This window comes from Flavobacterium sp. AED (genome assembly GCF_000812945.1).
Taxonomy (GTDB): domain Bacteria; phylum Bacteroidota; class Bacteroidia; order Flavobacteriales; family Flavobacteriaceae; genus Flavobacterium.
Genome location: NZ_JSYM01000002.1, coordinates 373,114 through 398,017, shown reverse-complemented (window position 1 = coordinate 398,017; position 24,904 = coordinate 373,114). Strand labels below are relative to the sequence as shown.

The following is a 24,904-nucleotide window of genomic DNA, read 5'->3' as shown; positions in this document are numbered from 1 at the left end:
AATATAAACAGATTTCTTAAATAAAAAGTATAAAAAAAGCTTCCCTGATGAGAAGCTTTTTTAGAAAAGGACATTTTTTAATTGGTAAGTAATTCAAATACCTGATTTGCAATTTCAATTTCTTCATTAGTTGGAATAACCAATATTTTAGTTTTCGAATCAGGAGTGCTAATTTCTCGAATTTCCTTCGAACGGATTTCATTTTTGGAATCATCTAATTCAATTCCGAAATAATCCATATCCGTACAGACTAATTTTCGAATATAAGAGGAATTCTCCCCGATTCCTGCCGTAAAAACTATCGCATCAAGTCCATTTAAAACTGCTGTATAAGAACCAATATATTTTTTAATTCGATACGCATTCATATCTAAAGCCAGCTGACAATCAACATTTCCGTTCTCCGCATTCGCTTCAATATCCCTCAAATCGCTGTAACCGGTAAGACCTAGCATTCCGCTTTGCTTTTGCAACATCGTATTCACCGCCTCAAGCGAATAGCCTAATGAATTAACCAGATAAAAAATCACAGATTGATCTACATCTCCGCTTCGGGTTCCCATAATCAAGCCATTCATTGGACCGAAACCTAACGTATGATCGATACTTTTTCCATCTTTTATAGCAGTCATACTACACCCATTCCCTAAATGTATCGTAATAATTTTCGAGGCTTTATTTATAGAATTCTGTTTCAAATAATGAATCGCATTTTCCGAAACGTATTTGTGACTCGTTCCATGAAAACCATATACGCGTATTTTATTTTCTGTCAAAAGGTAATTTGGCAACGCATATTTGTGCGCCACGACAGGAATCGTTTGATGAAAAGCCGTATCAAAAACAGCCACTTGTTTTGCCAAATTGAAAATTTCCTCGGCAACATTTATTCCTTCTAAATTCGCAGGATTATGCAAAGGTGCCAAATCAAAAAGCTGCCTGATTTTATCTTTTACCTCACTGGTAATAATTACCGTATTCGAAAAAGCACTGCCGCCATGCACCACGCGATGCCCGACAGCTTCAATCTCATCTGTACTTTTAATCACTCCAACTGTCTCGTCCATCAGTAATTTGGCAATTTTTTCCAAACCAATTTTATGGTTTGCAATAGGCAACGTTTCTTCTAATTTAGTGTTATTGGTTACGTAGCTTAAATTTGAAGTTTCCAATCCTATTCTGTCAATCATCCCCGAACAAATGACTTCATTAGTCGGCATATTGATTAATTGGTATTTTATGGATGAACTCCCCGAGTTTATAATTACTATTTTCATTTTATAATCCTTGAGCTTGAATAGCCGTAATCACGACTGTATTTATAATATCATCTACTGTACAACCTCGGCTTAAATCATTTACGGGTTTGTTTAATCCTTGTAACATCGGACCAATTGCCAGTGCTCCAGTTTCTCTTTGCACTGCTTTATAGGTGTTATTTCCCGTGTTTAAATCTGGGAAAATCAGAACACTGGCTTGTCCTGCCACTTCTGAATTTGGCATTTTACTTTTTCCAACAGCCATATCGACTGCTGCATCATATTGAATGGGTCCTTCAATTTTTAAATCAGGACGTTTTTTCCTAACTATCTCGGTTGCAGTTCTCACTTTATCTACTTCATCTCCTTTTCCGGAAGAACCGGACGAATAGGAAAGCATGGCAATTTTTGGTTCTATTCCAAAAGCTAAACTGGAATCAGCAGAGGAAATGGCTATTTCTGCCAGTTGTTCCGCTGTTGGATTTGGATTGATGGCACAATCCCCAAAAACAGAAACCCTATCTTCCAAACACATGAAAAATATTGAGGAAACTACTGATGAATTGGGTTTCGTTTTAATGAATTGCAAAGCCGGTAAAATAGTGTGTTGTGTCGTGTGTGCCGCTCCTGAAACCATTCCGTCAGCATCGCCTTTATAGACCATCATTGTTCCAAAATATGAAACATCTTCCATTAAATCTTTGGCCATTCCTAAAGTTACGTTTTTAGCTTTTCGTAACTCATAATAGGTATTTACATAATCTTCATAATGCTCCGATTCTATTGGATTGATAATTTTTATTTTAGAAAAATCAAAATCTAATCCCAATTCCGAAACTTTACTTTCTATTTGCTTTTTGTTTCCAATAATCGAAATATCAACCACATCCATCGCTAATAATCGCGAAGCTGCAATAATAATTCTTTCATCATTTCCTTCTGGTAAAACAATGTGTTTTCTATGTTTTTTAGCTCTTTTTACCAAATTGTATTGGAACATTTTTGGCGTCATTCCTTCCGCTTCAAAAGTAATTAGCTTTTCAGCCAAATTATCCAAGTCGACATACTTTTCGAAAGTGTTTATAGAAGTTTCAATCTTCTGTTTGTTATTGGCGTAAATTTTGGATTTAATAGAACCTATTTTATTGGTAATATAATACGTCCCTTCCTCTACTGCAAAAATGGGAACAACAGGAGAAAGTCCTTCAATTAATTTTAGAATACTCTGTTCAGGCAATATATTTCCTGTAAGCAGTATTCCTGAAATTGTTGGATAATTCACCGATTCATTCGCCTGAAGAGCGCCAAGAATAATATCAGCTCTATCTCCTGGAGTTATCACCAGACTATTTTCTTTCAAATGCAAAAGATAATTACAGAGTTGCATCGCGCCCACGCTAAAATTACCCGTTTGATTGTTTAAATAGGCGGCTCCAAATAACACTTTAGCATCTAATTTGTTTACAATTTCCTGAATTGTGGGATTGTTCAAATTAGAGATTAAAGGAATTGAATTCACTAATATACTGTCAGGCAGACTTTTTTTCAAACCGGTAGTTACTAATTCAATGTTTTGAGGTTGCACTTTATTGGCGATTACAGCCAAAACTTCCACTTCTTTTACTTTGAATGAATCATAGGCAAGATAAAGGCTATCAATTAATTCTTCTAATGTTTTCCCTACACCGGAACCCACAATAATAGTTGGAATCCCTAGATTTTTGGCAATCAAAACATTCATATCTAATTCGATAACAGTTCCTTCTCCCGTAAAACTGGTTCCTTCAACTAAAACAAAATCGAAACGTTCTTCTAATTTCTTGTATTTTTCAATGATTAAATCGAGGACCTCCCCTATTTTTCCTTTGTTCTTCTTTTTGATTAATTTACTTTTTGTAATGGCAAAAGCATCCTCAAATTGAATATCCATTCCAAAATGACCAATCACCGTTTCAATGTGATTGTCAAATCCACCTTCTTCAAAATCTTCTACAATGGGTCTAAAATAGCCAACTTTGGCAGTTTTACCAATAAGCATACTCATCAACCCTAAAGTTATAATAGACTTGCCGCTATTTTGTTCGCTTGTTGCTATATATATGGCCTTGTTCATCTTTTTATTTTTATATTTAATTCCAATATTAATTGGATTTACAGCATCTTAATTCTTAAAACCAACGGCGTTTTTTAAAATAAAAAATCATTCCAATTACAATTAAAATCATAATTCCGATGATTGAATAATACCCATTACGATAATGCAATTCAGGCATAAACTCAAAATTCATTCCGTAAACTCCAACAATAAATGTAAGTGGAATAAATATGGCTGATACGATGGTCAGGGTTTTCATAATCTCATTCATCTTGTGCGTTTGTGCCGAAAAAAAGAAATTAGAAGCACTTTCCAGTGAACCCATATCGGATTCAATTTGTTCTAAAAGTTCCAAACTCTTTTGATGTAATCGAGTAAAAAAACTAAAATTCTCCATTTCCATTGCATTAAATACATTATCGTCTTTGATGCTTTTTATATCATACAAAGAATCCCGTAGCGGAATAATAGATCGTTTCAGAAAATTGAAATTATCGCGATGCTTTTCAATTCTTTCTAAAATTATGGGATCGGCACTTTTCTTCGAAAGATTAATTAATTCTTCTACTTTATCTTCTTCATTTTCAATGGTAACATAAAAATTTTCCATGATAGCGTCCAAAAGTATGTACAACAAATAATCTACTTTTTTTGTTCTAACAATTCCTGAATGTGTACGAATACGCTCCCGAATATGGGTGAAGAAATCACTACGTTTCTCCTGAAATGAAATCAAAATACCATCTTTTATCAGAAAACTAATTTGCTCCACACTAATATTATCTGAATCTCCAGCTGGCAAAAGTGATTTTATATTAAAGAATAAAATATCCGATAGTTCCTCCAGTTTTGTTCTCCTAGTAGTATTTAAAATATCGGCAAGCATGAAATTGTCTATTTCAAAATAATTGCCAATTGATTTTATTAATTCAATATTATTTAAACCATGAATATTCAGCCAATTCGTTTTTTGAGTATTGATGTATTTATCCAGATCCGAAACTTTAAAATCTTCAAACTCTATCAAATCAAAATTATCATAAACGAACAACTGCATTTCTGACTCATGACTTCTATGAATCCCTGTATATTCAAGATTATAAGGTTGCAGTTTCCTGCCTTTCTTGTATTTAATTTTTCTCATTCCAACTCATTTATATAGTAATATTACGAAAAACTTTCACAAAAAAATGGGTTCTCCTTGCTTTTGATATTTCTAAAAATAAAACTCTCTTTTTTATTTATTATTTTGAAAAAACAAAGATAAGCCGAAATAATAATCCTTATTATGAGATTAATCATGTTTCATTTATAAAATTCCACAAAAAAACCGAGCTATCACTAACTCGGTTTATTAATTTAAAAATTATATTTTTTATTTACCATCAACATAATCCTGTAAATAACTGAATCTTGGAGTCAATTTTCCTTTTTCGGTAATTTTGGCTCTTTGTAAAATCCCATCTTTGTCTCCGTTGAAAAATGCAGGAATTACATGTTCCATAAACATTTCGCCAAAACCTTCGCTGGCATCCTTTGGCAATTCACAAGGTAAATTATCCACAGCCATAACTACAATTGCTGCAGGATGAAAAACATCTACTTCTTTATTTTCATTTGGCCAGTATCCGTATAAAGGCTCCGCAATTGTTGATGATTTCAAAGTACATGCTATTGGACCATTGACATCACAAGAAATATCTGCAACAACTTTTATTTTACAATCTTTCGACTGAAGCATTTCGGACGTAAGAATTACCGGAGCTTCATTGGCATGAAAATGTCCTGTGACATAGATGTCTGAAAATTTAGTAAATCGTTCAAAATTAGATACATAATCTTGTGGATTTTTATAAAAATCAGTAAAATCCAGTACTTGTCCGTCTTTGCGTTTATTGTATTCCAAAACATCGATTTGAGTATAAACGGGTTGTGCATAGTTCTTCGTCAAATAATTTTCGACAGAAACTTCCTTTACTTTAATAGCATCCAAAATTTCTTTAGCACCATTACCCACTTTACCGGTACCGGTAATTACAAATTTTAAAGGAGGTAATACCAATCTTTTTAGATGCGCAATCAAGGCCTCTTTTCCTGAAAGTGTTTCTGCTTTTGGTAATTTGAATAATTCGAATTTTATTCCAAAAGCACGGATACTATTATAAGTCCCTACAATTCCCGCATATTTCCCAAAACCAATTAACCTGCGATTATGAGAATCTACAATAGTTTCATGATCGTATAAATCAATATTTTTTTCTAAAATTGCTTGTAATAATTTTCTATTATAAGGCTGTTTTTTAATCGTGTGCGAAAAAAAGAAATACGCTTTATTAGGAATTAAATCTTCTGCAGGAACTTCTTTCACACCAAATAAAACATCACAATCGCTAATGTCATTTGTAACTTCGATTCCTGAATTTTTATATTGTTCATCAGTAAAAATTCGAATATCGGAGCTTTCTACTTTAATAGAAGCATCTTGATACAATTGTTTTACTCTTGCTAATTCATCTGGAGAAAAAACAACTCTTCTATCTGGCGGGTTTTTTCTTTCTTTTATAATTCCGAACTTCATTTTCTATATTTTTATACCTATTTAATATAACTTTTTATGTATTATTTGTTACAAATATAACAATTTTAAACAAACTGACTTAATTTTTAAAATAAATTTACAAGCCTAAAACCAATTAAAAGCTGATGTCCAAAATGATACAAAACTGCAACTTCAAAACGTTGATAAAATAGTGTTAAGGTTTCGAAAAAAAGAAGAATCAAAAGGGATTGATTCTATATATTTGTCGTTCTAGTACAATGAAAATGATATTTATAAAAAAAGCAAATATACTACAATTACTCTTCCTACTATTCGTTTTGAGTTCTTGTACCAAAGAGAAAAAGAAAATAGAATTAAGTGATGCTCAACTCCCAAAGAGTACATTGCCTAAAATGAAACCTTTAACGAATGAAAGCCCTAAACTAACTGCTGCCTATATTGAGTCTAAAAAAAGATCAATCGAGGCTTTTTATAATAGAACTTGGCCTAATCATAGTGCAAACGGAAGTTTTCTTGTAGCTCAAAATGGACAAATCATTTATGAGAATTATGAAGGTTATGCCAATTTTAGAGAGAAACGATTAATAACAAGCACTACTCCACTTCATTTAGCCTCAGTGAGCAAAGTATTAACTGCAACTGCAGTCTTGAAGTTAATAAATGCCAAAAGAATAGATTTGGACCAAAAGGTTAATACCATTCTAAAAGAATTCCCTTTTCCTGATGTTACTATAAAAACATTGCTAAACCATAGAAGTGGCATGCGTAATTATGCTTATTTTACAGATCGTGACAAAACGGTGTGGGACAGGCATAACAGGTTAACCAATCAAGATATTTTAACCATTATGGCTACTAAGAATATTGGATTAGAATCTAAAACGGACACCCGATTTAGCTATTGCAATACTAATTATGCCATGTTGGCATTGATAATTGAAAAAATAACTAAGCTTTCCTATAAAGAAGCAATGAAACAAATTATTTTCAAGCCACTTGGAATGAAAAATACTTTTGTTTTTGACTATGAAGAAGATAAAGATTCTATTGCTCCATCTTATAAAGGGAATGGTGTTGAAATAGGTAAAGATTATTTGGATGCCGTTTATGGTGACAAAAATATTTATTCTACACCGCGAGATTTATTAAAATTTGACCGAGCTAGAAATTCTCCTGCTTTCTTATCCCCAAAACTGTTTAAACAAGTATTTACAGGGTATAGCAATGAACGCAAAGGAGAAAAAAATTATGGACTTGGTATTCGAATGATCAATTGGGAAACCGGACAAAATTTCTATTTCCACAATGGTTGGTGGCATGGTAATACTTCATCCTATGTCACTTTGCAAAAAGAAAAGGTCACTATAATTGCTTTGTCTAATAAATTTACAACAAGAACCTACAAAGTCAGAAAATTGGCTATGCTATTTGGGGATTATCCATTTCATCTAGACAAAGGTGAAAAAGAGGAATGATTTTTGTAATAGAGTTAAAAGTTTTGCAATAGTAATTCAGGTTTTAAATTGTATCTTTGCAAACTCAAAATAAAAGGGGTCGACTGGTTTTGACAGCAAGTCGAATTGAAAAGTAAGCACGTCGAGAACTGGGACAATTCTCGTTAATAAAAGGTTTCAAAACACATACACGGCGAAGGAAACTACGCTCTTGCTGCATAATCTGAATCATAGTAAGATTAGCCTCGTTCCTATCAGATAGGAAAGCAGGATTTACCTCGAAAGCTTTGGTTTATAGCGGTCGATAAAGGTGAATCGTAAATTTAAACCTAGATTTCCATGAGCTTCGGGTGGATTTCGAAATTAAGAAGATAAGTCTTGTGCGACTGTTTCTGGTCAAACACAAGATCGAAAATCTAATCAGGAAATAAGCGTGTAGAAAGCCTTTTAGTTGCTTGTTTGGACCCGGGTTCGATTCCCGGCGACTCCACTAATTCATTTTCAATTGAAACCAAAAGCCTGTAAATCATAAGATTTACAGGCTTTCTCGTTTTTATTAATTTCAAAAATCATCATTAAATCACTAGAAAAACATTTTTTATTTCGGTAGAATTTCTTCTCAATTTCACAACAAAATTCACTCCACTACCTTGTACCTCCTGCTTTTAGGAAAACCAAAATAGCTTCTGTAAACTAATATTTACTCTATTTTGCTTTATGCATAAACTCTTCTACTTTCTCAACCATGTTATAGCTACCACAAAAGAAAGGAGTCCTCTCATGTAAGGCAGTTGGCAAAATTTCCATTACTCTAGAAAATCCATCAGAAGCTTTTCCTCCTGCCTGTTCTACAATAAATGCCATAGGGTTACATTCATATAACAATCGTAATTTACCTTTGGATGCCTTAAAACTCGTTGGGTACAGATAAATTCCTCCTTTGATCATATTCCTATGGATATCAGAAACAAGACTGCCGATATATCTCGAAGTGTAAGGCCGATCCTCTTCTTCTGATTGGCAATATTTAATATAGTCCTTAACACCTTGTGGGAAATGAATATAATTACCCTCATTTACCGAATAAATAGTACCATCAACCGGGAATTTCATATTGGGATGAGAAAGATAAAAAGTACCAATAGCAGGATTTAATGTAAATCCGTTTACGCCATGACCCGTAGTATATACAAGCATAGTTGAAGTCCCGTAAATCACATAACCGGCTGCAACCTGATTGATTCCAGGTTGCAAAAAATCTTCTAAGGTTACTGGTGTTCCATTTGGTGTTATTCTCCTATAAACAGAAAAAATGGTACCTACAGAAACATTAACATCAATATTTGATGAACCGTCAAGCGGATCTATTAATACGATATATTTATTGTTGTGATCATTATCTACACCTCCAACAGTAATGAAATCATCGTTTTCTTCAGAAGCAATCCCGCAAACAATCTCTCTGTTTATTAGCGTTTGAATAAAAGTCTCATTAGCATAAACGTCTAATTTCTGCTGGTCTTCACCTTGTATGTTTTTCTCCCCTACAGCTCCAACGATATCTACCAGCCCCGCTTTATTAACTTTATAACTAACCACTTTTGCGGCCAGTCGAATAGAATTAAAAATTCGCGATAATTCACCCGACGAATATTTAAAATCATTTTGATTTTCAATAATAAATTCTCCTAAAGTTTTGTTGCTTTCGTTCATTTTATAAGTCTTTATGACCTTTTTTATTAACAATTAGTAGTCTGGCTTTTCTATATTAGGTCTAACCGTAAAAAATAAAAGCGGCTTAAAAAACCGCTTTTATACTAACAAAACATAAAACCAAACCAAACATCAATTTTAACCTTTCTATTAGTTTAACCTATTTATACAAACCTTATTCTTATTCTCAAACCTATTTAATGACGGGTATAAATTTTCATTTTCTAATAATACAAAGATTAATACCCTAACCCTTCATTAAACTTAAATAATGCGTAACCATTTGGTTTTAAATATCCTGGGACATCAGATTGATTATCCAATACAGCCTGACGCGATATTGGAGTAGTAAAAGGCATTTTTCCGGTTGGATTATATTTCCCCGTTAAAACATCCAATAAGGCATCTGAAGAAGTTCCAAAAGTAGCCAATACAGTTTGTAAATTTTTAGTGTCGATTTCATCAATCACCCATGGATTCGAATAATTTATAACGACTACTGTAGGTTTGCTGGAAGAAACTTCATTGATATACGGGACATCAATTTTATTATCTGATAATTGTAATTTTATTTCACCACCAGTACTACTAAAAAGACTGCCAGCAGTAGGTGTAAGCCATAGGACAACCAAATCAGCATCTTTTTTATCTTTGACAAATTCAATACCCAATTCATTAGCCAGACTAGCTAAAACAGGAATGTTTGTTTTACTATTATTATATAGTGATTCTAAATATACTTTAGTGTCTTTTTTAATTGGCAGTAATTTTGCATTATTTCTTAATAATACAATAGACTTTCTAAAGGCAAGATCTCCTTTCTTCTGAAATTCACTGTTTCCAACGGTTTTTTCGGCATAAGAAACATCAACATACGGATTTTCAAATAAACCCAATTCAAATTTTTCAGTTAAAAGCCTTTCTATTGATTGATTGATTCTTGATTCAGTAACCATACCCTTTTTAACAGTCTCTAACAATAAAGTAGGATCTCCCGTACCTGAAAATAGATCTACACCACAATCAATTGCTTTTTGATAACGCTCTAAAACACTTAAATTCTCCACACCCCAAGGCATCATTTCTATAGGTCCAGTATCCGAATTGATAATCCCTTTGAAGCCCATTTTAACTCTTAAAAGATTACTAATAATAGCTTTATTATAAGCAAAAGCAACCGCTTCATATTTTGTATTGATAGGCTTTGCATAATAAGGCATAATCGCGGAAGTACCCGCATCAATAGCCGCCTGAAAAGGTTTTAAATGATATTCAAACATATTCCCCGGATAATGTTGATCTTGCCCCCAAACAAAATGAGGGTCTTGGCCGTCTACTTGTGGGCCTCCTCCTGGAAAATGCTTTATCGTCAAGGCTACAGAACCTGTTTCTAATTTATTCTTTTGAAAACCTAACGTTATTTCTCGTATCATTGAAGCTGCCAAATCAGCATTTTCACCAAAGGTTCCTTCTACTCTTTGCCAGCGTGGCTCAGTAGCAAGATCAGCCATATACATATATCCTTTACGAAGACCAACCGCAGCCCATTCTTGTCTCGCAATATCTGCAAACTCTCTTGTCAATTCTAAATCCCGCATGGCAGCAAGTCCCAATTCTCCAGGCCATTTTGAAAAAATTGTGGTTCCTACACTTAGACCTACAGAGGCATCCACAGTAATGTTGTTTCTTGGATTTGAAGCAACTATAGCCGGAATTCCCAATCTTGAAGATTCACATAGTCGTTGCAGATTATTACTCCATTCCGCCATGTTTTTTGCGCTAGTATTAGCTCTAAGAATAAAATGCCTAAGGTTATATTGCGTTACTGCCTTGGTAGTCCCTACAGCTGACATTACTGGCACTGGTAATGGTTTTTTGGAAAACATATTAATGTTTTGAACCAAGTCCTCTTCATTAAATCCACTTTTTATTTCTGCTTTTGGAGCATCTTGTTGAAATGCGTAATCACCTTCCATTCTTGTGGTACTGATTAGCATAAAACCAATTTTTTCTTCCAAAGTCATTTGAGAAATCAAATCTTTAACTCTGGTTTCATTTGGTAAACGCCAATCTTCATATTTATCCAGTTTCCCGTTTTTATTCAAATCTTTAAATTCATACCCTTGTGATTTAATGATTTGAACCCCTTGGTTTCCTAATTTTGGTTGCACAGGACTTTGAGCAAAAGTGACAAAAGAAACCAAAGTAAAGGATAAAATTCTCGTAATGTTTGTGTGATAATTAGTCATAATCGTATTTTATGAAATTAATGTCTTTAACAAAATTGAAATACTGTTTTAATTTCAATCTTTTAATATAATGGTTCTACCGGAAATGATGTGAAACATTTTTAGTGTAGTATCTTTTTTTTAACATGTTAGGAATTTATAGGCATGTGTTATTAAAGCATAAAAATGATTTTATTTTCACAAAAAAACCAGAAGAACCAATATAATATTAAGGGTTACAGGGCATATTTTATAAGATCGTTTTTAAATTTATTGCTTGTCCGCAATAACACCTATTTTTTTTTAGCCACGAATTATCACCAATTTTAAATAAAAATAATCAAAAAAATTTGTGCTAATTCGTTTAATCTGTATAATCTGTGTGCTATTTTTTATTGCTAGGTAACATTGCGGATAAGCATATTAAATTTACATCCCTGTTATTTTTTATCTTCCGGCTTTTTAGTCCATCTTTCTCTTAAATAATGAGCTGCCATTTTGGGTTTTCTGTCTCTTGTGAACACTCCTTTATAATTCATCCCTCCAAATCGTATAACCGATTGTCCTGTTTTAAAATCAGCAAAAGCCCATACATGCATACCTGCCACAAAATCTTTTGTATCGGCTACATCAAGATAAGCCTTAATAAATTGTACTTGATATTCCTCGGTAAACATCTCTGCCTGATCTGCATGCATTCCTGGAAAGGTGTCTGCTCCAAACTCAGTAATAACGATTGGTTTTTTCAATTTACTGTATAAATCATCTAACTCGTCGCTAAGCATTTTAGCTCCGGTTTTAATATCACCTTGATTCGTATACCAGCCCCAATAGCGATTAATACATACTACATCTGATAATGCCAACCATTCTACTGGTCCACCCATTACTCCAACAAGTGTTTTTAGTCTCGTAGGATCTAATTTTTTTACAAGGTCAAACAATTCTTTAAACAAAACTACTGATTGTGGATCTGCTTTTTTTACATCGTTAGGAGATAAATTAATACCTTCTGGAAAAGGTTCATTAGCAACACTCCACATCACTACTGACGGATGATTTTTGTCTCTGGTAATCAATTCCTCAATATACTTTTTACAGGCAATTTGTCTCAATTTTAATTCTTCCTTGTCCCCATGGAAATATAAACCAACTGCTGGAATTTCATTGATGATTAATATCCCTTCTCTATCGGCCATATTCATATATTCTTCATCGTATGGATAATGTGATGTTCTGTAAGAGTTAGCGCCTACCCATTTCAACAAAGAATAATCTTTTATAATTACTGGGTTTGCCGTAGCTCTTCCAAAAACAGGAAAATCTTCATGTTTTCCAAATCCTTTTAGGAATACTGGTTTTCCATTTAAAAGTATTTGTTTATCATTCGTCGAAATAGTTCTTACCCCTGTTTCCAATTCATAAGTATCTATTATACGACTGGCATCACTGATACTAACGGAGACTTTATAAAGAAATGGATCTTCTATTGACCATAGTCTCACCTCAGGAATTTTAACAAGCACATTTGCAGTGTTGCCTTTTAAATCAAATTCTGATTCGTATACTTTGTTATTTCCAGAAATAGTAACTTTTCCTTTGGTCGCTTTTCCTTCAGTCTCTACTTTTAGATTAACGGAACCAGTAGTGTTTTCAAATCCAGTTACTACCGTTAAATCTTTAATATTAGCAGCAGACTGAACGCTATATAACAATACATCACGCTGTAAACCTGCATACGGGAAGAAGTCAAAATTAGCTTTTGGATTACTCGAGAACATTCCTCCAGCTACACCCCCACCAGTGGGAACACGCGTTGGTTTTAGTATGTTTTCCAATTGAATTGTTATTCTGTTGGCTACATTCCAATTTATAAGTGCAGATATGTCAAAAGCAAAGGGCAAATTTCCTCCTTCATGTGCGCCTACCGGTTTTCCATTGAGATACACTTTAGAAGCATAATTAGCAGAACCAATTCTAACATAAATTTTTTGACCTTTCCAAGAACTAGGTATAAATATTTCTTTTTCGTACCAAGCAGTCCCTAGATAATCTCTACTATCCGTAAACTGATCATTCCAGCTTCCCGGAACCGCTATCGAACGGGTATTAGGCAAACCATTCTTCCAATTTTGAGCTTCACCAACATCGAGTGAATCTTTCTGAAATTTCCAAATACCGGAAAGATTCTCTTTATTTCTGAACTCATTTTGTTGCGGAAATAAAGCAATATCTTTAGTTTCTGCTGTTTTAAAATCCTGGCCTACCGCCTTAATGAACGAGACAAACAGAATCGCTGCTATCAAAATTTTATTTTTCATAAATAATTTAATTTTTATTAATTTAATAATTGTTCATTTTATTGTTTTACACACCGCTATTAATTGTAAATCCTCCGTCAACACCAATATCCATTCCGGTTACGAATTTAGAGGCATCACTTAACAACCATACCAAAGCTCCAGATAATTCTTCCGGTTTCCCAAAACGCTTAAATGGTGTTTGCCTTAAAATTGAATCCGCTCTACTGGTATAAGACCCATCAGGATTAGTTAGTAAGGAACGATTTTGTTCCGACAAAAAGAATCCCGGCGCTATGGAATTTATCCTGATAGTATCTCCATATCTATTAGCCATCTCAACCGCAAACCATTTCGTATAGTAATCTATAGATGCCTTACCCATACTATATCCCAAAACCCTAGTTAAAGCTCTTTTAGAACCTACTGAGGATATATTGACAATAGCGCCATTTCCAGTCTTAGCCAGAGCAGGTCCAAAAACTTGATTCGGTATAATAGTGCCCCACAAATTAAGTTCCATAGCTTCCTTCATCCCATCAATATTCAAATTGAAAACATCATCGTCTGGATTTAGGATCCCTTCCGGGACATTACCTCCTGCTGCGTTAACTAGACCGTCAATCTTACCGTATTTTTGAATTATTCTTTCTTTTGCTCTCACTAGTTGCCATTCGTCTAACACATTAACCTTTAAAAATATAGCTTCTCCACCATTTAGCTTTATTTCTTCAGCTTGAGCATTTCCTCTTTCTTCATTTAATCCCAATATAATTACTATACCTCCGGCTTGAACAATTGCATTTACAAAGTGCCCTCCCAAAACTCCCGTACCTCCTGTAACAACAATCACTTTATTGTCAAGCGAAAAAATATTTTTTTTAATCATTTTATTAGATTTTTGATAATTAAAACGAAACAGCTATAAACTGTTTCGTTTTAATTAAATAACTTTTAGTATCCAGAATTTTGATCTAAAACGGCATCTTTATTCAAATCAATTTCCGTTTGAGGAATCGGCAATAATAAATTAGTGGCACTAATTCCCGTAATTTTTTGACCTCTCCCACTTACTCTATTTACAAGTTGACCGGTACGCATCAAAGTCATTCTACGATTTTCTTCAGCCAGAAGTTCTCGTGCTCTTTCATCAAGAATAAAATCTATCGTAATATCGGCAGCAGTAACTGGAGCGGCATTCGCACGGCTTCTCAAAATATTGATTGTTGTGGCTGCTTCAGGAAGTTTTCCTTGTTTAAACTGAGCTTCTGCTTTTAGCAAGTAAGTCTCTCCCAATCGCATGATAATGATATCTTTTATCATAGCTGATCCAAAAGGATCCTTAGGATCAAATTGATTCCACTTATTTGTTTGAGGCACAATTAATCGCTCTGTATTCACTGATGGATCATTGATATCTACTTTTTGTCCAAACTTTGCAAATGTCGGGTCGTTATAATAATAATCTCTTCTTAGATTGTATTTTGAATTTCTCATATCACCAGGTGCATAAAGACTGTTCAATACCCAATCCGTCAAGGCAATCCTGCTGATTCCTCTTCCTCCTAAAGAATCACAAAGCAACATCCCTTTTTGTTGGTGGTAACGAGATCCCCAAACTCTTCGGTGTTGTGGAGATCCTATTTCATCGACTGCTCCTACAGGCAAATTTGATCCTGTACCCCCTACTACTGACGATGGGTTTTCAATCTCTAATACCCAGATTGCTTCTTTGTTTCCTTGAGATCTTCTTTGGTTACCATAGATAAACATATCGGCAAATGCATCTCCAGGCTGATTTGCTTTGCTACCATATCTTTGGTTTATCAAACTAAAATCACCACTATTTATAATCGCATCACAGGCTGCCTCAGCAAGATCATTTTTTCCCATCCTAAGATAAGCTTCTGCTAATACTTGGGAAGCCATTGCTGAATGAGCTCTTGAATACATTTTTCCTTTTACATTACTGCTAACATTATTGACAGTAGGTAAATTTGTTTTTGCAAATACTAAATCATCTACAATGAGTTTGTTCAAATCAGTTAGCTCTGCTCGTACAAAATCAGTCTTTGGTCCACTAACCGGAACGGTAATCAACGGTACTTTCCCAAAAAGAGTTACCAGCGTATTATAAGCCAATCCTCTGTAAAACTTAGCCTCTGCTGCTATTTTATCTTTAGTAGGCTGGGCCAAAATAGTTTTAGGATTATCAACAGCTGCAATAATTGAATTTGAATTATTAATAATTTTATAAGCCCATTTCCATGCATACAATACTGCCGGATCTGTAGAAGTAAGATTCGCATAATTAGTAAAAGGAACAGCCCATGGGTCCATATCAGCAGGAGCTTTATTATAAGCAACATCAGTACCTATTTGCCAGCAGGCTAACCAGCCTTGACCGGTTGCATTAGGTAGAGATATAAATGTGTGCCAGGCAGAATATTGGTTTTGCAAACCAACCAGAGCCGCATTTAATCCCAACTCATCATTGAGTTCTGCAGGATTATAACTTGAATATAATTTTTCATCTAAATAATCATTCTGACAAGAGCTAACTCCCATTACAATCAGAAGACTAACCATATATATTTTATTTTTCATTTTAAAAGTTATTAAAAGTTATTACTTATTTTAGAGTGATATTAGTACCAATTGTAAACACAGAAGTCAAAGGATAACTATTCGTGTCTAATGCTTGACCTTTATCAAAATCAGCCTCTGGATCCCATCCAAACCATTTGGTCCAGGTTACCAAGTTTCTGCCACTCATATATATCGTTAACCCTCCTAAATGTAATTTATCAAGTACTTTGGCATTGGCTACATAACTTAGCGTTACATCTTTTAGCCTGGTATAACTGGCATCTTTTGGATAATTATAGTCTCTTGAATTGGTATAAGCAAGTGAAGGTCTTGTATTATTTTGATTTGCTGCTGTCCAATATCCAACTCCCGCAGGTAAATTTTGTCTGCCTCCATAATCTCTGTAATCCAACACGTTATTGCTTTTAGTCATTCCTTGTGCTGTTTGTATGAAAACATTTAAATGGAAATCTTTATAATGGAACGTATTGGTAATCCCTCCTGTCCATTTTGGAGCAGTCTGGCCTAAAACAACTCTATCCGCCGGAGTAATCGTTCCGCTTTTATCTGTATCCGCAAATTTTAAATCTCCCGGTTTAGCTGAAGGATCTACTCCTGATGGGTCTTCTCCTACCTGCCATACTCCTACTTGTTTGTAATCATACACCACACCTATTGGTTTACCTATGAACCATCTATTACCAATGTCATCTTTTTTATCGCCGTATAAATCAACAATTTTGTTTTTATTAGTCGCAAAATTGGCGCTGGCTTCCCATCTAAAATTTCCTTTATTAAGAACCGTAGTTTTTAGCGAAATCTCCAACCCTTTATTAGATACCTCTCCCAAATTTTGTAATACCTGACTATAACCTGTTATAACTGGTATAGCACGTAACAACAATAAATCTTTGGTATCTGTACTGTAGGCATCAATAGTACCGGAAATCCTTTTGTTGAACAATTCAAAATCTACCCCAACATTAGTCCCAAGGGTACTTTCCCAAGTAAGATCTTTATTACCCAATACATTAGCCACAACACCTACAGTACTAACACCATTGAAAGGCAATCTCACAGTACTGGCAGTTGATGAAGTCACGTTTGGATTAATTGCCTGATTTCCTGAAAGTCCATAAGAAGCTCTTAATTTCAAATTACTAACGAAATCCGAATTTTCTAAAAACTTTTCTTTCGAGATATTCCAACCCAATGCTACCGAAGGGAACAAACCATATTTTGAAGAATTAGATCCAAAAGCGGAGTAACCATCTCTCCTTGCTGTAGCCGTAAAAAGATACTTACTGGCATAGGAGTAATTTAATCGTAACATTTGTGACAATAGATTTGACTTATATCCCTGAGAACTTGCAGACGTAGAAGAAGCTGTCGAAAGGTTATTGAAAGACAACTGGTCATTAATAAATCCTGACGCAGATGTAGTAGACGAAAAGAAATCAGTTTGTTGTGCACTATAAAGTCCAGTTACCCCTACAGTATGATTTTTCCAGCTTTTGTTGTAATTAAATATATTCTCAACAGTCATACTTCTGGTTTCGCTATTTGCTACAAGAGCAGTACCTAATAAATCTCCTGTATCTCTGCCTAAATAACTTTGAAACTGAGACGGAACCAAAGTATAACCTACATTTAATTTGTATTTAAAACCCGGTAAAAAATCCGGAGTTAAATCAAAAAAAGCATTCGCTGTAATATTTTGATTTCTGTCGTTACGTGGGCTATTCAACCTAGCCATTGGGCTTCTGAATACCAATTCTCCAAACATTGGATACACTTCATAATCTCCATTTGCATCATAAAGACTACCATAAGGACTCATTCTGCCTGCCAACGTTAAATTAGTATGACCTCCATCATAATTATTATTTGTCAAAAATAAATTTACTCCTCCATCTAAATAAGGGGTTATTTTTGCATTAATATTTGATCGAAGACTTCCACGTTGAAAATTATACCCTTTCAAAACTCCTTTTTGCTCCAATAAATCCCCTGAAATATAGTACTTAACACTTTCGCTACCTCCAGAGATACTTACATTATAATTTTGGATTTTCCCTAGTTGATCCACCTGATCAATCCAATCAGTAACTACACCATTTGCATAGTTTTGTTGCTCAAAAAGATTCGGTAAAACATTCGTATCCCTAGATCCTGACTGTGTCTTCCAGTCTGCATATTTTTGCACATATTCAGCAGGCCCCATAGGATTTATTCGATTAGAGAACTGTTCAATACCTGTATAAGTGTTGAATTTTATTACTGGTTTTCCTGATTTTCCTTTTTTAGTAGTAATCAAAATAACACCATTTGCACCTCTGGTTCCATAAATTGCTACTGCCGAAGCATCTTTCAATATTTCCAATGATTCAATATCATTAGGATTAATATCATTTAAAGATCCACCTGTAGTACTAAATGGCATACCATCCAAAACGATAAAAGGCCCTGTAGAAGCACTAATTGAACTCGCCCCACGAATTTGAGCAGAAGTTCCACTTCCAGGAGCAGATGAACTCTGTGTTACAGTTACTCCGGCAACTGCCCCTTGTACAGATTGTAGCACATTAGTAACGGGAAGTTGAGAAAGTCGCTCTTTTGATAAAGAAGTAACAGACCCTGTCACATCCGATTTTTTCTGTGTACCATACCCTACAACAACTACTTCATTTAAAGTGTTATTAGTAGGAGTTAGTTTTACATTAACAGTAGTTTGATTACCCACTGCAATTTCTTTTTGGTCGTAACCAATATAGGTAAAAGTCAGCGTGGAACTTGCATTACCCACAAGTATAGAATATGACCCCTCAAAGTCGGTAACGGCTCCACTATTTGTACCTTTTACAAGTACAGAGGCCCCAGGCAGTGGTTGATTATTCTCATCTACTAATTTCCCTGAAATTTTTATTTTTTCAGATTGTCCATAAATAATAGACGAGAAAACTAGGAACAACATTAAAATTGTTTTTTTCATAATTTTTTGGGTTTAATATTTTTTTTGGTTTTTTGTGGAATTAAATTTATTTTTTTAACTTTTCGTGTGGGCACACGAAATTTTTTAAAAAAAAGTAAAATCAAAACCGTGTGCGCAAACATAAGTCTAATTTTTTGATATAAAAAATAAAAACATTAATTATTCAAAAAATAAAAACAAAAAATTAATTATATTTAATTTTACGTACAATTATATAGATATAAGTCATTTTTATATCTTAAAAAAGATATTTAGTACCAATATCACAACAAAAAACACTTTTTTACTTTCTTAAAAAGTGTTAATTTTTAAGAATTAATTCTTAAAATGATAATTTTATAGTCATAAACTTATATTTTTTACATTGAAAATTAATATTCAAACTTTATTTTCTACTAAACAATTACGACTCAATAAAAAGGAGGCATTTTAACTCCAAATTCAAAAAGAAAGAGGGTCAAATATCTTCCCCTAAAATCTAATATTAAGGAATAAACAAACATAATATTGTTGTTATTTCTAAAAAGAAAACCTTAAAACTACCATCTAGATATATATCTGAAAATAGAACAACGATTGAAAAGATTTGATGATAATATAATAGGACTGTCCGCTAAGCGGACTAAATTTATAAAAGAGAAATATTTCTAAAAAAGTTAGCCACGAATTACACTAATTTTCACTAATTTTCACTAATTTTTTAAAAATTAAAATAGAAATTCGGGGTAATTCGTGTAATTCGTGGCTGGAATAATTGATTGGTATTAGTTACAGACAGTCATCTAATATAAAAAGACAGCCACGAATTTCATTAATTTTCACGAAACAATTCGAGTAAATTAGTGAAATTCGTGGCTAAAATTTCGTCTGAATATTATATCCAGACGATAGCCTTTTAAGGGCTTCTTTTTTTATTAAAATCAATAATTATAAAATTATAAATTCTGTATAGGAGCATATTTAGGAACCAACATCTTCATTATTGACCAAGCCAACAGATAAGCTATTGCACAAAAAACAAACACAAGGGTATAACCTGTTTTAATTTCTCCTAAAACCTCATAATGATCAATTAATGCACCTGCCGTTTTGGTAACTAGAACCCCTCCGATTCCACCAGCCATTCCTCCAATTCCAACTACAGAACCTATCGTTTTTTTAGGAAACATGTCAGATACTGTAGTATAAACATTTGCTGACCAAGCCTGATGAGCCGAAGCTCCAAAACCTATCAGAATTACTGGGATCCAATAACTAATATAACCTAACGGCTGTGCCAATAATACCACCAGCGGCATTAAGGCAATGATTAACATCGCTTTCATTCTTCCATCATAAGGCGTAAAACCTTTTTTTATAAAATAAACAGGAAACCAACCTCCACCAATGCTACCAACCATTGTCATACTGTATAGAACCGCTAAAGGCAAAACGATAGCAGTACCCTCCATATTAAACTCAGCTTGAAGATATTTAGGTAACCAAAATAAAAAGAACCACCAAACACCATCTGTCAAAAATTTTCCAGCTACAAAAGCCCAAGTTTGACGGTACCCTAATAATTTAATCCAAGCAACCTTTTCCTCTGTTTCGACTATCTGAATGATAGTAGCGTCATTTTCACTAGTTATATAATCATATTCTTCTTTGGACAACTTCTTTTGATTTTCAGGTTTTTCATACAAAGCATTCCAAAATAAAATCCACATAAAACCTATTGCGCCAACTGCCATAAAGGCACTTTGCCAACCCCAATGCACCGCAATCCACGGAACCGTTAGTGGTGCTAATATAGCACCAACATTTGAACCTGAATTGAATATACCTGTTGCCAAAGCACGTTCTTTTTTTGGAAAATATTCAGCTGTTACTTTAATTGCCGCAGGAAAATTTCCCGATTCACCAAAACCTAAAACCGCTCTGGAAACCATAAATCCCGCAATCGATATAGGAACTGCGCTTAGTCCAACCCAAGCCAAAACATTGGTAAAAACACCTCCAATAGCGATTGAATACGCATGCATTATAGCTCCGATTGACCAAATAGAAATTGCCAAAATATAACCCCATTTTGTTCCTAATTTATCGATAATCCTACCTGCAAAAAGCATGGATATGGCATAAACAAATTGAAATACTGCGGTAATATTAGCATAATCAGTATTAGACCAATTGAATTCTTTCGATAAGGCTGGAGCCAATAAACTAAGTACTTGCCTGTCTAAATAATTGACTGTCGTAGCAAAAAATAAGAGTCCACAAATTGTCCAACGATAATTTTTAATTTTAGTGTTCATTTGTGGTTATTTTTAAATAGTTTAAAGCATTATTAAAACAAATATTTTCAACCATTTTACCAATAAAAACAGCGTCATCCGGAAGCAATCCTTTTTCCATTTCATCCCCAAGCATATTACATACAATGCGACGGAAATAATCATGACGAGAAAAGGACATAAAACTTCTTGAATCAGTAACCATTCCGACAAATCGGCTCAGTAACCCAAAATTAGATAACACATTTAACTGATTTTCCATTCCTTGCTTTTGATCTAAAAACCACCAAGCAGCTCCATATTGCATTTTTCCGGGAATTGGTCCCTCATTGAAGTTAGCCACCATTGCGGCCACCATCTCGCTTTCACTCGAATTGAGATTGTAAACAATAGTTTTTGTTAATCCATTAGCCAGATTAAGTGTATCGAAAAATCGAGACATTTTTTCGGCAGTATTTGGAGATCCAACAGAATCAAAACCGTTATCAGGACCTAATTCCTGATTCATCCTACTATTATTATTTCGAATAGCACCTACGTGAAACTGTTGTGTCCAGGATTTTTCATTATTCATTAATGCCAGTTTCAAAAGCATAGCTGATTTGTATTTGTCTATTTCTAAATCATTAAGCTTTTTCCCTTCCCTTGCTTTATCAAAAATTACTGCAACCTCATCTGCTGTAAAATCTTCGGCATAATAAGTTCCATGTCCGTGATCAGATATACGACCTCCCATTTCGTGAAAGAAATCATGACGAAGCTGGATAGCATTCACAAAAGATTCAAAATTATTGATAACATAGCCTACGCTTTTTTCAAGTTTAGCAATCCATCCCAAAAATTCTGTTCTATTTTCAATATTAACAGCTTTATCAGGTCTAAAAGTAGGAACAACCGTTATCTCAAATTTATCGTCCTGAATTTTTTTATGATAGCGTAAATCATCTGTGGGATCATCAGTTGTTCCTACTACTTTTACATTCATTTTACGCAATAAGTTTTTGACGCTAAAATTTGGAGTCTGCAATAAGGCTGAACAGGTATTAAAAATAGTTTCGGCATTTTCACCATTTAAAAGTTCCTCAATTCCAAAATAAATTTTTAACTCCATATGTGTCCAATGGTACAAAGGATTTCTTAAAGTATATGGAACTGTTTCTGCCCACTTTTTAAATTTCTCCAAATCAGTAGCATCTCCTGTAATGTATTTTTCATCAATTCCGTTTGCCCGCATGGCTCTCCATTTGTAATGATCCCCTTCAATCCACATCTGGGTGATATTTTCAAACTGGCGGTCTTCTGCTATGTCTTTTGGAGACAAATGATTATGAAAGTCTAAAATAGGTTGCGTTTTAGCATACTCTTTATAAAGCGTAATTGCTGTCGGACTATTTAACAAAAAATCGTCTGAAATAAATGGTTTTTTAGACATAATTATTTTAATTAAATAGACTTTTTTCAATTCCCATTTCTAGACCTCGCAACTCGGCAAGACCTCTCAAACGACCAATTCCTGAATAGCCCGGATTTGTTTTTTTATTTAAATCATCCAACATTTGATGTCCATGGTCAGGACGCATTGGAATTACTCTTTTTGTTTCTTTTTGTTTTTTTAGAATAGATTTTACCACTTCGTACATATCTACATCACCTTCTAAATGATTGGCTTCATAGAAATTTCCTTCTGCATCACGTTGGGTACTTCTAAGATGAATAAAATTCATTTTATCTCCATGACGATCTATAATACCCGGCAAATCATTTTTAGCAATAACTCCGTAAGAACCCGTACACATACAAAATCCATTTGATGGTGAATCAATTGAATTTAGTAATTGTATCAAATCTGCTTCGGTACTTACTACTCGAGGCAAACCTAAAATTGGATAAGGAGGATCATCCGGATGAATAGCCATTAAAACGCCAACACTCTCTGCTACTGGAATGATTTCACGCAAGAAATAATATAAATTTTCTTTCAATTTATTGGCATCAATACCATCATACCCTTGTAGTACTTTTAAGAAATCTTCAACAGTATAGGATTCTTCTGCACCTGGCAAACCCGCAATAATGTTTTGTTGTAATTTTACTTTATCAGCATCGGTTAACTTTTCGAAAGTAGCTTTCGCTTTTACTTGCTGTGCTTCAGAATAAGTAGTTTCTGCTCCAGGTCTTTTTAAAATAAACAACTCAAAAGCAGCAAATTCATTAATGTCAAAACGCAAGGCTTTAGAGCCGTCTGGCATTTCATAAGATAAATCGGTTCTAGACCAATCTAAAACGGGCATAAAATTATAACAAACTATATTAATTCCACATACCGCTAAGTTTTTAATACTTTGCTTGTAGTTTTCTATATATTTCAAATAATCACCCGATTGTTTTTTGATATCCTCGTGAACTGGAATACTTTCTACCACTGAAAAAGTTAATCCTGCAGCTTCCACTTCATTTTTTCTTTTCATGATTTCATCCACTTCCCACACTTGTCCATTTTTAATATGGTGTAAGGCAGTAACAATTCCGGTTGCACCGGCTTGTCTAGCGTCAGATAATTTCACAGGATCATTTGGTCCGTACCATCTCCATGTTTGTTCCATAACTTATAACGTTTTAATTTTATTAAATACTTGTAGCTGCAAAACCACCATCAACATGAACAACGATTCCAGTTACGAATTTGGACATGTCACTACATAAAAACAATAGAACTCCATCTAAATCTTCTGGAACACCAAATCTTCCCATTGGAGTGTGTTCTATTATTTTTTCTCCTCTTGGTGTCAAATCACCCTCTGGAGAAAGTAATAATGCCCTGTTTTGTTCACCAATAAAAAATCCTGGCGCAATGGCATTTACACGAAGTCCTTCGCCGTATTTTCCTGCTAATTCAACTGACATCCATTTAGTAAAGTTATCAATGGCTGCTTTTGAAGCCGAATAACCCACCACTCTAGACAAAGGTCTTTGAGCAGATGCAGATGAAATATTGATGATAATTCCTGATTTTTGTTTAGCAAAAATTTCTGAAAACACTTGAGAAGGCAGCATGGTTCCAATGATATTCAAATCCAATACCTTTTGCAAATGAGCCAATTGCATATCATAAATCGCTTGATCTGGACCAATCGTTGCTCCAGGCATATTTCCCCCTGCTGCATTAATTAAAATATCCAAACGACCGTATTTTTTCATAACAAAATCTCTTGTTGCTTCCAGGTCTTCTTTGTTCAGCACATTAGATTTTACTGCAAAGGCTTCACCTCCTAGTGCAACTACTCTAGCAACGGTAGCTTCAGCTTCTTCTAATGTGAGCCCCATGATCCCTGTTATAACCCCTTGTTTAGCTAATACAATAGCCATATTACTTCCTAGAACACCACCACCACCGGTGATAAGTGCCACTTTTCCTTTTAGATTAAATAAATCATTCAT

General features: G+C 34.2%; 15 protein-coding genes and 1 other RNA gene. 2 read left to right on the top strand and 14 right to left on the bottom strand.

From position 1 onward, the window contains the following. Positions 1-77: 77 nt before the first annotated feature. The 4 genes from OA85_RS10875 to OA85_RS10860 all read right to left on the bottom strand — a co-directional run bounded on the left by OA85_RS10875 (position 78) and on the right by OA85_RS10860 (position 5,932). Positions 78-1,277: an acetate/propionate family kinase gene (locus OA85_RS10875; RefSeq protein WP_039109773.1), complete on the bottom strand. Its 1,200-nt coding sequence runs from the start codon at positions 1,275-1,277 to the stop codon at positions 78-80. A 1-nt stretch (position 1,278) separates the two neighbouring features. After that, the gene (gene pta / locus OA85_RS10870) at positions 1,279-3,372 is read right to left on the bottom strand and encodes a phosphate acetyltransferase (RefSeq protein WP_039109772.1); all 2,094 of its coding nucleotides are present in this window, start codon (positions 3,370-3,372) and stop codon (positions 1,279-1,281) included. Between the two features lie 55 nt (positions 3,373-3,427). Continuing rightward, on the bottom strand, positions 3,428-4,498 hold the full coding sequence (gene corA / locus OA85_RS10865) for a magnesium/cobalt transporter CorA (RefSeq protein WP_039109771.1): 1,071 nt from the start codon (positions 4,496-4,498) through the stop codon (positions 3,428-3,430). Positions 4,499-4,729: 231 nt separating this feature from the next. Next, on the bottom strand, positions 4,730-5,932 hold the full coding sequence (locus OA85_RS10860; protein ID WP_039109770.1) for an NAD(P)-dependent oxidoreductase: 1,203 nt from the start codon (positions 5,930-5,932) through the stop codon (positions 4,730-4,732). Between the two features lie 239 nt (positions 5,933-6,171). On the opposite strand from OA85_RS10860, the gene OA85_RS10855 reads away from it, so the two are divergent. Together OA85_RS10855 and ssrA are read left to right on the top strand one after the other, a co-directional pair. Beyond that, the gene (locus tag OA85_RS10855) at positions 6,172-7,389 is read left to right on the top strand and encodes a serine hydrolase (protein ID WP_039109769.1); all 1,218 of its coding nucleotides are present in this window, start codon (positions 6,172-6,174) and stop codon (positions 7,387-7,389) included. Between the two features lie 75 nt (positions 7,390-7,464). Next, positions 7,465-7,861: a transfer-messenger RNA gene (gene ssrA, locus OA85_RS17225) on the top strand. Positions 7,862-8,073: 212 nt separating this feature from the next. On the opposite strand, the gene fbp is transcribed toward ssrA, so the two are convergent. The 10 genes from fbp to OA85_RS10805 all read right to left on the bottom strand — a co-directional run bounded on the left by fbp (position 8,074) and on the right by OA85_RS10805 (position 24,904). Continuing rightward, on the bottom strand, positions 8,074-9,081 hold the full coding sequence (gene fbp / locus OA85_RS10850) for a class 1 fructose-bisphosphatase (RefSeq protein ID WP_039109768.1): 1,008 nt from the start codon (positions 9,079-9,081) through the stop codon (positions 8,074-8,076). 239 nt (positions 9,082-9,320) lie between these two features. Beyond that, the gene (locus tag OA85_RS10845; protein ID WP_039109767.1) at positions 9,321-11,330 is read right to left on the bottom strand and encodes a glycoside hydrolase family 3 protein; all 2,010 of its coding nucleotides are present in this window, start codon (positions 11,328-11,330) and stop codon (positions 9,321-9,323) included. Positions 11,331-11,749: 419 nt separating this feature from the next. Further along, entirely contained in the window at positions 11,750-13,630 is a 1,881-nt protein-coding gene (gene uidA, locus OA85_RS10840; RefSeq protein ID WP_052257220.1) for a beta-glucuronidase, read from the bottom strand. A 46-nt stretch (positions 13,631-13,676) separates the two neighbouring features. After that, the gene (locus tag OA85_RS10835) at positions 13,677-14,498 is read right to left on the bottom strand and encodes an SDR family oxidoreductase (protein WP_039109766.1); all 822 of its coding nucleotides are present in this window, start codon (positions 14,496-14,498) and stop codon (positions 13,677-13,679) included. Between the two features lie 65 nt (positions 14,499-14,563). Next, positions 14,564-16,216, bottom strand: coding sequence for a RagB/SusD family nutrient uptake outer membrane protein (locus OA85_RS10830; protein WP_052257219.1), 1,653 nt, complete (start codon positions 16,214-16,216; stop codon positions 14,564-14,566). A 25-nt stretch (positions 16,217-16,241) separates the two neighbouring features. Next, the gene (locus OA85_RS10825) at positions 16,242-19,190 is read right to left on the bottom strand and encodes a TonB-dependent receptor (RefSeq protein WP_039109765.1); all 2,949 of its coding nucleotides are present in this window, start codon (positions 19,188-19,190) and stop codon (positions 16,242-16,244) included. Positions 19,191-20,125: 935 nt separating this feature from the next. Then, entirely contained in the window at positions 20,126-21,487 is a 1,362-nt protein-coding gene (locus OA85_RS10820) for an MFS transporter (RefSeq protein WP_039109764.1), read from the bottom strand. Then, entirely contained in the window at positions 21,477-22,898 is a 1,422-nt protein-coding gene (uxaC, locus tag OA85_RS10815) for a glucuronate isomerase (protein ID WP_039109943.1), read from the bottom strand. Before uxaC ends, OA85_RS10820 begins: the two co-directional genes overlap by 11 nt. Before the next feature lie 7 nt (positions 22,899-22,905). Next, positions 22,906-24,069, bottom strand: a complete 1,164-nt coding sequence (uxuA, locus tag OA85_RS10810; RefSeq protein ID WP_039109763.1) for a mannonate dehydratase — start codon at positions 24,067-24,069, stop codon at positions 22,906-22,908. Positions 24,070-24,091: 22 nt separating this feature from the next. Further along, positions 24,092-24,904, bottom strand: coding sequence for an SDR family oxidoreductase (locus OA85_RS10805; RefSeq protein ID WP_039109762.1), 813 nt, complete (start codon positions 24,902-24,904; stop codon positions 24,092-24,094).

What these genes read in the sequence shown, in the direction of transcription:
- OA85_RS10875 (WP_039109773.1), bottom strand. Translation starts at nt 1,277, where the DNA reads ATGAAAATAGTAATTATAAACTCGGGGAGTTCATCCATAAAATACCAA.
- pta (WP_039109772.1), bottom strand. Translation starts at nt 3,372, where the DNA reads ATGAACAAGGCCATATATATAGCAACAAGCGAACAAAATAGCGGCAAG.
- corA (WP_039109771.1), bottom strand. Translation starts at nt 4,498, where the DNA reads ATGAGAAAAATTAAATACAAGAAAGGCAGGAAACTGCAACCTTATAAT.
- OA85_RS10860 (WP_039109770.1), bottom strand. Translation starts at nt 5,932, where the DNA reads ATGAAGTTCGGAATTATAAAAGAAAGAAAAAACCCGCCAGATAGAAGA.
- OA85_RS10855 (WP_039109769.1), top strand. Translation starts at nt 6,172, where the DNA reads ATGAAAATGATATTTATAAAAAAAGCAAATATACTACAATTACTCTTC.
- fbp (WP_039109768.1), bottom strand. Translation starts at nt 9,081, where the DNA reads ATGAACGAAAGCAACAAAACTTTAGGAGAATTTATTATTGAAAATCAA.
- OA85_RS10845 (WP_039109767.1), bottom strand. Translation starts at nt 11,330, where the DNA reads ATGACTAATTATCACACAAACATTACGAGAATTTTATCCTTTACTTTG.
- uidA (WP_052257220.1), bottom strand. Translation starts at nt 13,630, where the DNA reads ATGAAAAATAAAATTTTGATAGCAGCGATTCTGTTTGTCTCGTTCATT.
- OA85_RS10835 (WP_039109766.1), bottom strand. Translation starts at nt 14,498, where the DNA reads ATGATTAAAAAAAATATTTTTTCGCTTGACAATAAAGTGATTGTTGTT.
- OA85_RS10830 (WP_052257219.1), bottom strand. Translation starts at nt 16,216, where the DNA reads ATGAAAAATAAAATATATATGGTTAGTCTTCTGATTGTAATGGGAGTT.
- OA85_RS10825 (WP_039109765.1), bottom strand. Translation starts at nt 19,190, where the DNA reads ATGAAAAAAACAATTTTAATGTTGTTCCTAGTTTTCTCGTCTATTATT.
- OA85_RS10820 (WP_039109764.1), bottom strand. Translation starts at nt 21,487, where the DNA reads ATGAACACTAAAATTAAAAATTATCGTTGGACAATTTGTGGACTCTTA.
- uxaC (WP_039109943.1), bottom strand. Translation starts at nt 22,898, where the DNA reads ATGTCTAAAAAACCATTTATTTCAGACGATTTTTTGTTAAATAGTCCG.
- uxuA (WP_039109763.1), bottom strand. Translation starts at nt 24,069, where the DNA reads ATGGAACAAACATGGAGATGGTACGGACCAAATGATCCTGTGAAATTA.
- OA85_RS10805 (WP_039109762.1), bottom strand. Translation starts at nt 24,904, where the DNA reads ATGAATGATTTATTTAATCTAAAAGGAAAAGTGGCACTTATCACCGGT.